This is a genomic window from Roseovarius sp. 217, assembly GCF_000152845.1.
Lineage (GTDB): Bacteria > Pseudomonadota > Alphaproteobacteria > Rhodobacterales > Rhodobacteraceae > Roseovarius.
Map to the genome: position 1 here is coordinate 1 of NZ_CH902585.1, position 13,691 is coordinate 13,691.

Here is a 13,691-nt window from a genome sequence, read left to right on the forward strand (position 1 = left end):
GTGCCGATCTCACATCAAGCGACATTGGCCGCGATTTTCCATGCCTCGAGTGCTTCGAGCCGGTGGTAGCGGATGGTGATGGCGGAGCGGCGGCGGGCTGGCACGGAGAAGCAATTGCGGGTGGCGGACTGTATAGACACGAAGCGTTGTAGTGCGCCCGGCGATCGAAAGCCCTGCATCAGCCGCTCGCGTTTTCGAAAGGGCAGATGGTTGTTCTCGGCTCGGTTATTGAGTCCTTTGTGGGACCAATGATCCAGGCCAGGTGCGACCTCGCGCTTGGCGGCACCGTAGGATCGTAATTTGTCCGTAATGATCCGTTTGGGCACGAAGCCCCAGCGTTTCATCAGTTTGACCAGAAGCCGCTTTGCCGCGCGCTTGTCCCGCTTGGGCTGTAGGATCTCCTCAAGGACGACGCCGTGTTGATCAACGGCTCGCCAAAGCCAGAAGGACCGGCCCGCGATCTTCACAACGACTTCATCCAGGTGCCAGACATGGCCGGGGCGCGGTTGTCGTCGCCGAAGAGTACGGGCAATCAGCGGGCCAAACTTTACCGTCCAGCGCCGGATTGTCTCGTACGAAACGTCGATGCCGCGCTCCAACATCAACTCTTCGACTTCACGAAGGCTCAGGTTGAACCGGGCGTAGAGCCAGACGACATGAGCGATGATCTGGGGTGGAAACCGGTGGCGCTTGTAGCGGATGTCTTGATTTCGCATCGCCACCAACTACGCTGACAACCCTCGGCCAGCAATGTGCAGGGCGTTAACGTGACAACACCTGCTGGTGTTCACCGTCACGCCGTAGACGATGAGCGTGAGCGAGGGCGGGATCATGAGGCCGAGCGTCGCCGCCCCGGCCAGCGTGCCCACCACCACCGGCTCAGGATAGTTGCGCCGGCGCAACTCGGGAATGGTCATCTTGCCGACGGTCGAGAGCGTGGCCGCCGAGGAGCCCGAGGCCGCCCCGAAGAGCGTGCAGCCCACGATATTGGTATGCACGAGCCCGCCGGGCAGCCCCGCCATCCACGGCGAGAGCCCCTTGAACATGTCTTCCGACAGCCGCGTGCGGTAGAGGATTTCGCCCATCCAGATGAACATCGGCAGGGCGGTCAACGTCCAGCTCGAGCTCGAGGCCCAGATCGTGGTGAGCATTGCATCGCCCACCGGACGGGAGGTGAAGAGCTCCATGCCCACCCAGGCCACGCCCATCAGCGCGAGGCCCACCCAGACGCCCGTGCCGAGCAGAGTGAAGAGCACGAAGAGAAACAGGATGATGATCGAGATGTTTTCGAGGGCATCCCCGCCCTGCTTTGCTGGTGAGTTTCAGAGCCGACAACCACCAGTCTCTTTGAAAAAGAGAAAATTTGTCCATCTTTGACGGACTATTTTGTGGGTCTCCACAGAAACAAGTGGCGGCCTCTTTAAAAACATATCATTGTGTCGCCTATGAGCGGACAAGAACACGAAAAACTAAAGAACCTTCTTGAGGCTGTTCCCACGGGGTTCCTCGTGGACTCCGCCTGGCTTGAGCACCACGGGATAGGCCGGCGTTCGTCCTACGCCTATGTCCAACGCGGCTGGCTGGAACGCCTTGGCCGCGGCGTCTTTCGCCGTCCCGCACCAAGCAGCGCCACCACGAATACGCTCGACTGGAAGACCTGCCTGCTCTCGCTCCAGCACATCATGCACTACCCTGTCCATATCGGGGGCGCGACGGCATTGGGCCTGCAAGGCTATGCGCACTATCTCTCACTCGGCGACAAGAGCACAGTCTGGCTCTACGGCTCAAAAATTCCCACTTGGCTCGAAAAACTGCCGCTGAACACCGAACTCCGCACACGCAGCGTATCGCTGTTCTCCGACCCGGAGTTGGGTGTCGATGACGCGCGAAATAATCAGGGAGAGACAGCATCGTCCCTGCCCTGGGACTGGAAACTGGTGATGTCCTCACCGGAACGCGCGATCTTTGAGGCGCTGGACGAGTTGCCGGATGAGGAGAGCTTTCACACCCTCGACATGGCGTTCGAAAGCCTGACGACATTGCGCCCGAGAACCCTCTCGGCACTGCTCAGAAGCTGCAAGAAGATCAAGGTCAAACGCCTGTTCTTCGTCTTTGCCGACCGCCACGACCATGCCTGGCGCAAGCGTCTCGATCCGGAAGAGTTCGACCTCGGCAGCGGGGATCGCGCATTGGTCAAAGGCGGCAAGATACATCCGCGCTACAGGATCATGGTGCCCGAAGAGTTTGTAAGAAAGGAACGTGGTGATGGCGCGTGAAGACTATGCCGCCCAAGTGGCCCTGCTCGTGCGGGTACTTCCATATGTCGCGAAGGAGGAGATATTTGCGCTCAAGGGCGGGACGGCCATCAACCTCTTCTATCGCGACCTTCCGCGGCTCTCAGTCGATATCGATCTGACCTATCTGCCTGTCAAGGACCGCGCCGAAAGCCTCGTCGAGATCAACGACGCGATGGACCGGATTGCCGCCGCCATCGAAGGCGGCATCACCGGCGCCAAAGCGCAGCGCATTGCCGGCGGTGGCGGTGGCGCCACGCGCGCGCTTGCACGCCTGGGCACAGCCGAAATCAAGATCGAAACCTCCCCCGTTACCCGGGGCGTCGTGCATGATCCGGAACAACGTGAAGTCTCCGAAGCCGTCGAGGAGGAGTTCGGATATGCGACGATGAACATCGTCTCCTTCGAGGATTTGTTCGGCGGTAAGCTACATGCGGCCCTCGATCGCCAGCACCCGCGAGACCTCTACGACGTCAAGCTCCTCTACGAGAATGAAGGGTTTACCGACGAGTTATTCCGCACCTTTCTAATCTACGTCGCGAGTTCACCACGCCCGCCGCACGAACTGCTGAATCCAAACCTGATCGATCTGGATCAGCCCTATGCGCGAGAATTCGAGGGCATGACGAAGGAGGCGGTCGACCTTGCGGAACTGATCGCGACACGCGACCGCCTGATCGGGGATATTCAATCCCGCCTCAACGATGACGCGAAGAGATTCCTGAGAACCCTGCATGAAGGCGACCCCGACTTCGACGCGATCGACCGCCCTCAAGGGGCCGGGTTACCAGCCGTCAGATGGAAGCTGATCAACGTGAACAATCCCAACAAGAATGCTCAGGCCGCATTTACCGGGGCGGTGGTTGAACTGCTGCCGTTCTGTGGTAGGCAGGTCGAGGTTGATGGCCTGCTGATCGAGGATCCCGATCTGGGGGCGACGAAGATATATCTGGTGCAGAAAATCCGCGCCGAAGGTGATGTCGAATGGATCGCCGCGAACCGCTGGACGAAGGAATGGGCCGGGGTCCATCCCGGTGCCGAGGGCAAGGGACCGTGGTTTCGGCGTGACCCGCGCGTCAACGCGGAAATTGCCGCGCACGGCTATACCGGCATTGGCGTTGAAGAGGAGAAGCCATTTCTCAAGGAGTTGTTCGAATGAAGCTACGTGATCTGTTGCTGGCCGTGGCATGTGGCTGTTTGGGGTCTGGCGCGCTGGCGCATGGCACCGAGAAACACGCAACGCCGCCTGTCATCGACCTAGCGAATGAAGTGATGCCACTGCCATGGAAACTCGGCGGCGGGTTCGAGCTGATCGACCATACCGGAACAACCCGTACCCAGATTGATCCCGAAGGCCGGATGCAACTTGTGTTCTTCGGCTATGCCAATTGCCCGGGCATCTGCAGTGCGGCGCTGCCGATGATGGCGGATGCGGCGGAGGTTCTGGAACGGCGCGGTATTTCAGTCAGCCCAGTTCTGATCACCATAGATCCGGTGCTGGATACGGTCGAGACGATGGGTCCGGCACTAACAAAGATTTCGGCGGATCTTGTCGGTTTGACCGGCAATCGCGAGGCGCTAAGCGAAGCCTACGATGCATTTCAGATCAACTTTGAAAAGATCGTGGGCGATCCGGAGTATGGCCCGATCTACGCCCATAGCAGTCATATCTTTTTGCTCGACGCGAGCGGCAGGGTGTTGACCTTGATTCCGCCGATTCTGCCAGTGGAGCATGTGATGGAGATCGTGACGAAATACTCTGACAGCTTAGCTCGGTTTGATGTTGAGCTTGGAGAGGACGGCAAATAATGTGCGGTCATTGAAGCATGTTGCAACTCCAGCCAGTGCAATCACAGCCTTGTTCGGAGGCGCTATGCGTGTCTCGGGTACTGTCAGAGCAAAAGCTCTTGAGACGGGCAGGACGGAATTATAGCGTCTCGAGATGACCAAACCAGATCCGTTTCGTTATTTTAAGACGAGCCGCGAAATCATCCGCCTGGCGGTGATGCTGCATGTCCGGTTCCCACTATCGCTTCGCAACGTCGAGGATTTGCTGCACGAGCGCGGCATCGACGTCAGCCATGAGGCGGTCCGGTTCTGGTGGCACAGGTTCGGCCCCATGTTCGCTGCCGAGATCCGCAAACGCCGCATCCACGGCATGAAATCCAGTCGATGGTGCTGGCATCTGGATGAGATGTTCGTGAAAATCAATGGTGAGCGGCACTACCTCTGGCGTGCCGTGGATCACGAAGGCGAGCAGGTTCTGTCGCAAAGTTTTCGCCTGACTGAAGGACGGTCTTCGCCGGTCACACTTATGCTGCGAGGGCCGCGAACGGCTTGAAAGCGGAGATGCCGGTTTGATCTAATTGGCCCTTGCGCATCATATGCGCGGTTTCGATCCCAGCCAACGTTGCTGCCGTAGAGTGGAAATCCTTGAAGCCCAACATCGGCCGCGTGATTCGTTTGATGAGCCGATGGTCCTGCTCAACGATATTGTTGAGGTATTTTGATTGAACGATACCGATGATCCGGCCAACTCCCGCGAATTTGAGGATGACGTTTAGACTTTGCAGGCCAGCGAAATTGGCGCCGCTCTTGTCGATGGCAATTCGGTCTGGGACACCGTTGGTGCCAATGGCACGCATGAAGAACCTTCGCGCGGCAGCGGTATCGCGGCGCTTTGACAGCATGAAATCAAGAGTTTGACCGTCCTGATCGACGGCGCGGTACAGATAAGGGTTCTGTCGCAAACTTTAGCAAGGCTTTGAAAAGGTTGCCCTGCGGACATGATTATGCCGCAAGCGCAGCAAATTTCTGGAAGGGGGTTGTTCCATTTGCTGCAAACTGATCCTTTCGGATCATGTGAGCGACTTCGATACCTGCGATGGTTGCGGCGGCGGAATGAATAGCTTTGAAGCCCGTAATCGGAGCGGTGATCCGCTTTATGAAACGGTGGTCTTGTTCCAGAATGTTGTTGAGATACTTGACCTGCCGGATCGTGACAAGACGGCCCATCCCGGTAAATTTCAGGATCACGTTGACTGCCATCAGGCCGGCCAGATTGGCACCACTTTTGTCGATGACCACTCGATCCGGTACGCCATTTGCGGCAATGGCCTGATTGAAAAACCTGCGGGCTGCAGCCAGATTACGGCGCTCAGACAGCATGAAATCAAGGGTTTGGCCATCTCGGTCTACGGCGCGATAGAGATAGGTCCACTTGCCCCGGACTTTGATGGAAGTTTCATCCATCTTCCAAGAATTTGCCGTAGCCCGCTTCCGGGCTTGAGCATTAGCGGCGATTAAGGGTGAGAATTTTACCACCCATCGGTTTAAGGTGGCGTGATCAACGGTGACACCTCGCTCAGTCATGATCTCCTCAATATCTCGGTAGAACACAGCGTAGCGGACGTAGAAAAAAACAGCAAACACGATCACCGGTTTGGGATAGTGTACGCCTTTGAAATCAATTGTCATTCCGCTCAACCCGCGCACTTGTTTCTCTCGACTAATCAGTACCATCAGCTGACGGTCTGGATACTCAAAAGTTTGCGACAGAGCCCATCACAGCGTAGTGGCCAATGGGCAAGTTGCGCAATACGCCGGGCCCCGCCAGAGCGGAGGTAAAGAGCCTTAAAGGTTCGGAAGCTGGGTCATTGGAACAGGAAACTCAAACTTTCAGCCCTTTTCGTTCAGGCTTGATGCTGCAAGACAGCAGGGCCAAAATAGTCTGCGTGATATGTTCCCTGCGCTCGGAAAGGAACACCTCCGAAGACATATCGACGCCAAAAGTCGTCGTGAGAGTGAACCTGTTGGTGATGTGAATAAAACTGAGGCCCAGAATTGTGAGGTAGAGATTAAGTGCATCCGGCCGGTTGGCAAAGTCGCCTGATGCATGGCCCTGTGAAATCAACTTATCTATCTTTGCGATGAATGGTGCAGATGCTGTTCTAATCGAGTCAGCAATATTCACCGCTGCGCGCCCCTTGTTGAGGTTTTCATTGATTATCATTCGCGGAAAACTTTGGTTTTTTAGCATGTAGTCAAACGTGAAATGCGTCAGAGCAATGATTGCTTGTCTAGGGGGCAGATTCCAGAAATCCGCAGAGGCTTCGCTGCTACGCAGATGCTGGTAGACCCGCGTCAGAGCGGCAAGGTAGAGGCCATCTTTGCTCTCGAAGTAATGGTAGAGCATCCGAATATTGCAGCCTGCCGCGCGTACGATATTCGTTGTGCTGGCACCAGCGTATCCGTGCTCGCAAAACTCTTCGATCGCTGCGAGCAATATCTTCTCCTTCGTTTGCGATGCGCTTCGACCTTCACTCCTAGACACGACCTCTGGGATTGCTGAAATTTTATTGCTCATCAGTATTCCTCGATGTTTTACCCAGTCCATCATAAACAGATTTTGTTTGAAAGGAATGGTAAGTAATAGTTGACTTACATTTTTAACCAATGCCTCATGTTTCCATGATCTCTCGTAGGGGTGAAGAAATTGCTACTTTCAGCATTAGGATATAACGGCGCGTTCAGTGCGCCCCACAGAACGGCGGCCTTGGCAGGCAGGGACGTGCTGAACGCGGGCGGCTCCGCGATTGAGGCAATGGTTGCCGCCGCTGCGAGTATTGCTGTCACATACCCGCATATGAACGGGATTGGAGGTGACGGGTTCTGGCTCATCCATCGGCCGGGAATGGCGCCTGTTGGAATATCGGCCTGCGGTCGGGCTGCATCTCTGGCCACGCCCGGGTGGTATGCTGGGCAGGGTGTAACAGCTGCGATTCCTACGCGTGGAGCCTTGGCGGCGCTGACGGTGCCGGGCACGATTGATGGCTGGGTCAAAGCGTTGGCGCTGGTTCCGGAACGTCGCCGTATGCCGCTCAAGGATCTCCTTGGCACCGCGATTTCGCAGGCACGGAACGGGATCGCCGTCACCGGCAATCAATCTCGCACCACGACGGAAAAACTGGATGGGCTCAGGGACGTGCCGGGCTTTGCCCAAACCTATCTTGTCGGAGGAAAGCCACCTGCGCCGGGGCACAGGCTGCGACAGTCTGCGCTTGGCGATACGCTCGCAAGTCTGGCTGAGACCGGGCTGGATGATTTTTACCGTGGTGACATCGCAAAGACCCATGCCGCCTTTCTGGAAGGGGAGGGAAGCCCGCTGCGATTTGAGGATTTAAACGCATTCTCAGCAGATCTGGTGACGCCGCTCACAACGCAGATTGGCGCGGGGCACCTCTGGAACATGACGCCACCGACGCAGGGGATTTCATCTTTGATGATCCTCGCGATTTTTGACCACCTTGGCGTGACCAACGCAGAAGGCTTTGCGCATCTGCATGGATTGGTTGAGGCGACAAAGCAGGCCTTCATTCAGCGCAACGCGGAACTTGGCGATCCTGATTTCATGGAACGCCCAGCCCAAGACTGGCTGCACACTGATCATATCGACACCCTCGCGAGCCGAATTGACCCTGCGCGGGCCTTGCCTTGGCCGCACCCGGCAAAGACGGGCGACACAATCTGGATGGGGGCGGCGGATGCAGAGGGAACTGTTGTCAGCTTCATTCAATCCGTGTTCTGGGAATTCGGGTCCGGATTGACTTGTACCGATACGGGCGTCTTTTTTCAGAACCGGGGTGCGGGGTTTTCGCTGGACCCCGGCCCAAATCAGTTACGCCCGCGCGCGCGCCCGTTTCATACCCTCAATCCCGCACTGGCCGCGTTGAACGATGGTCGCATCATGGCCTATGGCACTATGGGGGGCGAAGGGCAGCCGCAAACGCAAGCGGCAGTCTTCACGCGATATGCGCTTTTCGGTCAGGATCTACAGGAGGCGGTCAGCGCGCCACGCTGGCTGTTGGGCAAGACCTGGGGTGAAATAACCACGACGCTCAAACTTGAGGATCGCTTTGATCCCTCTCTCGTTGCGGGGCTGCGCGCGGTCGGCCACGACATCGAAATGATCGCACCGTGGTCGGATCTTGCTGGGCACGCGGGCGCCGTGGTGCAGCATCGCTCAGGACTGATGGAAGCCGCGAGCGATCCGCGTGCTGATGGTGCGGCCCTTGCGTTCTGAAGATTTACTGATCGCCCATAAAGCACTCATCCTGCCGTTTCGACGGGCAACAATCTTGTAGCGCCCGGTCAAAAAGACACCAGAATTGCAAAGTAATTGTGCCCTTACCTCGTGTCGCTCACACATTCACGCGTCAAACAGAAACTTGTCCTACAGGAGAACGAGAATGAATAAGAGAAAGATTACAATTGGTTGCCTTACAGCGCTTGCGCTGAGTATGACATCGACTGTCGCTCTTGCGGAGGTCATCAAGTTTCACCACGACCTGCCAGACACGTCCGCACAGCACAAAGGTGCCGTGAAGTTCAAAGAGCTTGTCGAGGCCGCGTCGAACGGGGCCTATGAGGTCGAAATCTACGCCAACAATGCACTTGGGGACGATGTTGAGGTCGCGCAGCAAATGCAATTTGGCGCGGTGCAGGCTGCGCCCATTCCGACTGCCAAGCTCGCAAACTTTAGCCCGTCGTTACAGTTAATTGACCTGCCTTTCCTGTTTCCTTCGGTCGAGGCGACCTACGCTCTGCTCGATTCAGAAGAGGTCGGCGGCACGATGCTCAAGTCGCTCGAAGCGTCCGGTTTCGTTGGGGCAAAGTTCTGGGAGTCGGGATTTAAACAACTGACCTGCAACCATCTGATCAGCAAACCCGAGGACTATGTCGGGCGCAATGTCCGCGTGATGGAGAGCCCGCTCTTGATTGCTCAGTTTGAGGCACTGGGGGCGACCGCTATTCCAGTGGCATTTTCCGAAACTTACACCGCGCTGCAGCAAGGCGTCGTGGAATGTCAGGAGAATCCGATCGTATCAATCAACTCGATGAAGTTCTACGAAGTGCAGGACTACATGATGTTGTCCAATCACGGCTACATCGGCACAGCTTTCATTTTTTCGAAGGTGTGGTTCGATGCTCAGGCCCCTGAAATGCAGGACATGCTGATGACTGCGGCGCAAGAGGCGGGCGATTACCAGCGCGACGTTTCTGCCGAGGATAATGGTCGGCTGCTTCAGGAAATCCGTGATGCCGGGACAACCGAAGTGGTCGAAATGACGGCTGAACAACTGTCTCTGTTCGCCGAGGCCATGCAACCGGTCCATGAGAAATTCGCAGATCGTATCGGCAGTGACTTGCTTGAGGCGGCTTATGCCGAAATCGAAGCCTTCTCGAAGTGATCGGACACGGTAGAGTTTGTCGTTGCCAGCTCCTTAGGATCGGCCCCATGGGCGTCATGCTCAGCGGGCTGATCCTCTCTATCGGGATTGCACTCGACCGATCTTTGCCTCTTCAACAAGGACTTTGCCGATGCTGAAATGGCTAAAATGGATAGACACGACCCTGACATTTCTGGAACGGACGACAGTCGCACTCCTCTTGCTGGTCGCGGTTCTCATTCTAGTAGCTGATGTGGCGTTGCGGGCGTTCTTTGGTGTGGCTCTCGCTTGGGCTGCCGAGTTGACGCGCTATTCCATTGTGTGGCTCGTGTTCATCGGAGGGGCCATCGGGGCCCGCTCGGGGGCTCATATCTCGATTGATGTTCTGGGAGCCATCTTACCTCCTAGAATGGCGCACCGTTTGGCACAGTTTGCGGCCCTGATTGCCGCGGGCACCACGGCGATGCTGGCATGGTACGGCTGGACCCTTGTCAGCCAGATGAAGCAGTTCGGCCAGACATCCGCCTCGCTCGAATGGCCCATGTGGGTTGTCTACCTTGCCATCCCGACGGGGTGCACGCTCATGTCGGTGCGGTTCATCCAGAACGCCTTGTTTCTGTCAAAAGATGCACGCCGTCTGACCGCCGCTCAAAGCACAGCCTGAGGACACTAGATGCACGTTGCTTTCTTTGGATCATTGGTCGCTCTGCTACTTGTGGGAGTGCCGGTTTTCATCGTGTTATTGCTGCCCGTGATGGTGGTGCTGGAAACCACGACCGCGACGCCGCCCGTGCTGGTCATCCAGAGATTGTTTTCCGGCATTGACAAATTTCCGCTGATGGCGATCCCGTTCTTTATCTTTGCGGGCAATATCATGGCACAGGGAGGGATTTCCAAGAGACTGATAAGATTGGCAAATGCGCTGGTACGCCCCATGCTTGGCGGGTTGGGTATCACAACTGTCACAAGCTCGATGTTCTTTTCCGCGATATCGGGTTCCAGCCCGGCAACCGTGATCGCTGTTGGCAAGATCATGCTGCCTGCGATGGAAAAGGAAGGATACAAACGCTGGTTTTCGATCGGCCTGCTGATGAGTTCGGGATCCATGGGCATCATCATCCCACCGTCGATTTTCATGATCGTTTATGGCGCGGTCACTGGTGTGTCGATCGGGGCGCTGTTCTTGGCGGGTGTCGGTGCTGGGTTGGTCTATGGTCTGGCCTTCATCGCCGTCTGTGTTGTCTATGCACGGGTCACAGGCATGGCCCGCGAGGCGCGGTGGGATTGGACAGAAATCATGAACGCGGCGCGCGGATGTTTCTGGGGGTTGGCCACGCCGTTTATAATTCTCGGGGGTATATATGGCGGCATTTTCACCCCAACCGAGGCGGCTGCCGTTGCGGTGATTTATGCCATCTTCGTTTCGGCACTCATCTATCAAGAGATGACTCTGTCCGATATTTTTGTTTCTGCCGTCGACAGTGCGATTACGACATCTCAGGTGATGATCATCATTGCTGCGGCTTCATCCTTTGCGTGGTATCTCACGACGTCGGGTATGGCGAACGGTCTGACAGGACTGTTGGCCGGAATTGGCAATGATCCGATTTACGTCCTTTTGGCGATAAACTGCATCATTCTCTTGGCTGGCATGGTCCTTGACCCGAATTCCATCATCATCATCCTTGTGCCGTTTATCGCTCCTGTCGCGGTTGCGGCGGGCATAGATCCCATCCATCTCGGCATTGTTCTTGCGGTGAATGCTGCGATTGGCATGTTCACCCCGCCATTCGGCCTGAACCTCTTTGTCTCCGGTGCATTGGGCGTCACCTTCAATGAAGCCATAAAGGGTGCGCTGCCCTTTATTCTGGTCGGTTTGATCGCGCTGGCGGTAATCACTTATGTTCCGATTACGTCGCTTTGGCTGCCCGCACAGTTCTATCCGAATATTTCAACATCTTTCTGAGGAGACGCCGGATGCTGGCAACATGTGATCCGTTCATAGCTAGGTTTGACAGGCCCCTTTTGGGTGAAAATCCTACCGGCGCGCTTGCGGGCATGCGCGTTGGTGTCAAAGACGGGTTTGACATCGCGGGTCAGGTGACCGGAGCCGGGTGCCCTGAGTGGGCCAAATTTCACGGGGTGGCGACCAAGACGTCTCCCGTCGTGCGTGCTTTGTTGGACGCAGGCGCTGAGATCATCGGCAAGACGCAGATGGATGAACTTGCCTACAGCCTCATGGGGGTTAACGCGCGCTATGGCACTCCCGTGAACCCCGCGGCTCCGGATCGAGTTCCTGGGGGATCGTCCTCTGGCTCTGCGGCAGGTGTGGCTGCCGGGTTAGTGGAGATCGGTCTTGGTAGTGACACAGGCGGCTCAATCCGCTTGCCCGCGTCCTTTTGCGGTCTTTTTGGCTGGCGTCCGACACATGGGCTCATTTCAGGGGACAAACTTGTTCCACTGGCACCCAGCTACGACACCCCCGGTTTTTTTACACGCGATTTGGGGACCATGGCGGCCGTCGCCTCTGTCTTCCAGAGTGCGCAGACTTCTGCGGAGCAAGTCAATTTCTGGCTGCCGTCTGACCTTTGGTCATTGGCTGAGGAGGGCGTTTCAGCGGCTCTGCGCGCGGCACTTCCTGTGGTTGAACATCGCTCGGATCCCATCTCGAGAGGCGATGATCTGGCAGGCTGGTTGGAGGTGTTTCGTATCCATCAAGGCTATGAAATCTGGCAAACCCTTGGCCCTTGGATCATACAAAACCAACCTAACTTTGGTCCCGGTATCCGAGAGCGGTTTGAAACGGCGAGCAGAATTACACGGCAAGACTTCGACCTTGCAGTTGAAAGGCGTTACAACATCCGTGCGCATCTTGAAAAAGCGATTGACTCCAAAACGGTCATTGTTTTCCCAACCTCGCCTGGTGCCGCTCCGCTGCGATCAACGCAACAGGGTGATTTGGAAGTCCTTCGCAATGCCGCTTTGACCATGCTCTGCGTAGCGGGGCATGCGGGGTTACCACAAATCACCATCCCGCTTACAACCTACGCCAGCGCACCTGTTGGGCTCTCTCTTGCGGGAGCGCGAGGGACGGATCATCTCCTCCTTGAGACTGCTCAGATTTTTGCACCAGTGCCACGGGATCGCGAATGAGCGTGCTGCTGGATATAAACCGTCCCGAGACGCATGCCGAAGTGACTGAGGTTTTCTATCGCTACGAAACCGCTCTTGTCACGAATGATGTTGAGACCCTTGATGCCCTATTTTGGGCGAGTGATCAGACGATCAGGCTGGGCGCCTCCGAGAACCTGTTTGGCCAGGATGAAATTCTTGCGTTCCGCAAGGCGCGTCCGGGTGTGGGTCTGGCCAGGCGTCTTGAACGCGTTGTCATAACCACGTTTGGCGATAATTTTGCCACGACGAATGCGGTATTCACCCGCGCCGGTTGGCCTGCTTCCCGAACTGGACGACAGAGTCAGAGTCTCGTCAAGGTTCCAGCCACGGGTTGGCAAATTGTCTCGGCCCACGTTTCTATTGTCGACCTCGAAAAATAGCCTTTGGAACCCCTTAATCCCCAGCTGAGTCAGGCCTGTGTAAGGTTGCATGTGGGTCAGTTCTCGGTGACAATTTCACGAGAGGTGGTCGCGGAAATTTCGACCAGTTGTTAACCGGGACCGAGGGCATCACCTTGGCGATGTGGGGCTGTTGCGGTGACCATAGACGTCGCGGACAATGTCACGGAGCACGCTGCTTCACAAACCCCACCTGACGGTCGCCATCTGTTCAGCCTGAACATCGATCACCGTCACGCACGGCGGCAAGTGACCGTTCACCGCGCGATAGCTGAAAGGCAGCTAGGTGCAGAAAGGGTGCGGATGAGGCCTGCACTATCACTTTACTTGGGCGTTGTCGGTCAAAGATCGCCACGGCCAGCAGCCCAGCTTTTTCGCCCTTTGGTCGCGATACTCACAATCTGGTTGTCCGGCACCGGCACTGTCGGAAGGGGCGTCAGCCCGTCATCGTGGAACAAGTAGAGCCGAGCGGCAAAATCCTCGAAGGGTAGCGAACCTTCCCCGAACCGTTCTCCGCTGCCCTGTGTCGAGACAACGATACCGTGGCCCCAATCTTGTCCGCTGTCATTGTTGGGATTGAAGAAGTAAACGCGCAT

At 56.6% G+C, this 13,691-nt stretch carries 11 protein-coding genes and 5 pseudogenes; 10 read left to right on the forward strand and 6 right to left on the reverse strand.

Annotated features, from left to right (window positions below):
- Positions 1-14: 14 nt before the first annotated feature.
- Both ROS217_RS19790 and ROS217_RS19795 read right to left on the reverse strand, forming a co-directional pair.
- The gene (locus ROS217_RS19790; protein ID WP_009819874.1) at positions 15-716 is read right to left on the reverse strand and encodes an IS6 family transposase; all 702 of its coding nucleotides are present in this window, start codon (positions 714-716) and stop codon (positions 15-17) included.
- Positions 717-779: 63 nt separating this feature from the next.
- Positions 780-1,283 (reverse strand): annotated as a pseudogene (locus tag ROS217_RS19795) (TRAP transporter large permease subunit); the annotation flags it as partial.
- Positions 1,284-1,445: 162 nt separating this feature from the next.
- Here ROS217_RS19795 and ROS217_RS19800 point away from each other — a divergent pair.
- The 4 genes and pseudogenes from ROS217_RS19800 to ROS217_RS19815 form a co-directional block, all read left to right on the forward strand.
- Entirely contained in the window at positions 1,446-2,276 is an 831-nt protein-coding gene (locus ROS217_RS19800; RefSeq protein ID WP_009819590.1) for a type IV toxin-antitoxin system AbiEi family antitoxin domain-containing protein, read from the forward strand.
- A pseudogene (locus ROS217_RS19805) lies at positions 2,266-3,132 on the forward strand (nucleotidyl transferase AbiEii/AbiGii toxin family protein); the annotation flags it as partial. The gene ROS217_RS19800 and the pseudogene ROS217_RS19805, both read left to right, overlap by 11 nt.
- A gap of 317 nt (positions 3,133-3,449) precedes the next feature.
- Positions 3,450-4,103, forward strand: a complete 654-nt coding sequence (locus ROS217_RS19810; RefSeq protein ID WP_009819592.1) for an SCO family protein — start codon at positions 3,450-3,452, stop codon at positions 4,101-4,103.
- A 133-nt stretch (positions 4,104-4,236) separates the two neighbouring features.
- Positions 4,237-4,551, forward strand: a pseudogene (locus ROS217_RS19815) (IS6 family transposase); the annotation flags it as partial.
- Positions 4,552-4,606: 55 nt separating this feature from the next.
- Here the strand turns inward: ROS217_RS19815 and ROS217_RS19820 are convergent.
- The 3 genes and pseudogenes from ROS217_RS19820 to ROS217_RS19830 all read right to left on the reverse strand — a co-directional run.
- A pseudogene (locus tag ROS217_RS19820) lies at positions 4,607-5,029 on the reverse strand (IS6 family transposase); the annotation flags it as partial.
- 55 nt (positions 5,030-5,084) lie between these two features.
- Positions 5,085-5,771 carry an IS6 family transposase gene (locus ROS217_RS19825; RefSeq protein WP_040651916.1) on the reverse strand — a complete coding sequence of 229 codons (687 nt, stop codon included), beginning with the start codon at positions 5,769-5,771 and terminating at the stop codon, positions 5,085-5,087.
- A gap of 193 nt (positions 5,772-5,964) precedes the next feature.
- The gene (locus ROS217_RS19830) at positions 5,965-6,660 is read right to left on the reverse strand and encodes a TetR family transcriptional regulator (protein ID WP_198134931.1); all 696 of its coding nucleotides are present in this window, start codon (positions 6,658-6,660) and stop codon (positions 5,965-5,967) included.
- A gap of 189 nt (positions 6,661-6,849) precedes the next feature.
- On the opposite strand from ROS217_RS19830, the gene ROS217_RS19835 reads away from it, so the two are divergent.
- From ROS217_RS19835 to hpxZ, 6 genes are all read left to right on the forward strand, one after another.
- Positions 6,850-8,376 (forward strand): gamma-glutamyltransferase family protein, encoded by a 1,527-nt coding sequence (locus tag ROS217_RS19835; RefSeq protein ID WP_083781596.1) that lies wholly within the window; start codon positions 6,850-6,852, stop codon positions 8,374-8,376.
- A 166-nt stretch (positions 8,377-8,542) separates the two neighbouring features.
- Complete coding sequence (locus ROS217_RS19840; protein ID WP_254656490.1) at positions 8,543-9,544, forward strand: TRAP transporter substrate-binding protein; 1,002 nt, start codon at positions 8,543-8,545, stop codon at positions 9,542-9,544.
- A gap of 130 nt (positions 9,545-9,674) precedes the next feature.
- Positions 9,675-10,187 carry a TRAP transporter small permease gene (locus ROS217_RS19845; RefSeq protein ID WP_009819599.1) on the forward strand — a complete coding sequence of 171 codons (513 nt, stop codon included), beginning with the start codon at positions 9,675-9,677 and terminating at the stop codon, positions 10,185-10,187.
- 9 nt (positions 10,188-10,196) lie between these two features.
- Positions 10,197-11,489: a TRAP transporter large permease gene (locus ROS217_RS19850; RefSeq protein WP_040651917.1), complete on the forward strand. Its 1,293-nt coding sequence runs from the start codon at positions 10,197-10,199 to the stop codon at positions 11,487-11,489.
- Positions 11,490-11,500: 11 nt separating this feature from the next.
- Positions 11,501-12,676, forward strand: a complete 1,176-nt coding sequence (locus tag ROS217_RS19855; protein WP_083781597.1) for an amidase — start codon at positions 11,501-11,503, stop codon at positions 12,674-12,676.
- A complete protein-coding gene (gene hpxZ / locus ROS217_RS19860; RefSeq protein WP_009819602.1) occupies positions 12,673-13,077 on the forward strand; it encodes an oxalurate catabolism protein HpxZ in 405 nt (134 codons plus the stop codon). The genes ROS217_RS19855 and hpxZ overlap by 4 nt, the downstream gene beginning before the upstream one ends.
- Before the next feature lie 359 nt (positions 13,078-13,436).
- Here the strand turns inward: hpxZ and ROS217_RS24765 are convergent.
- Positions 13,437-13,691 (reverse strand): annotated as a pseudogene (locus ROS217_RS24765) (hypothetical protein); the annotation flags it as partial.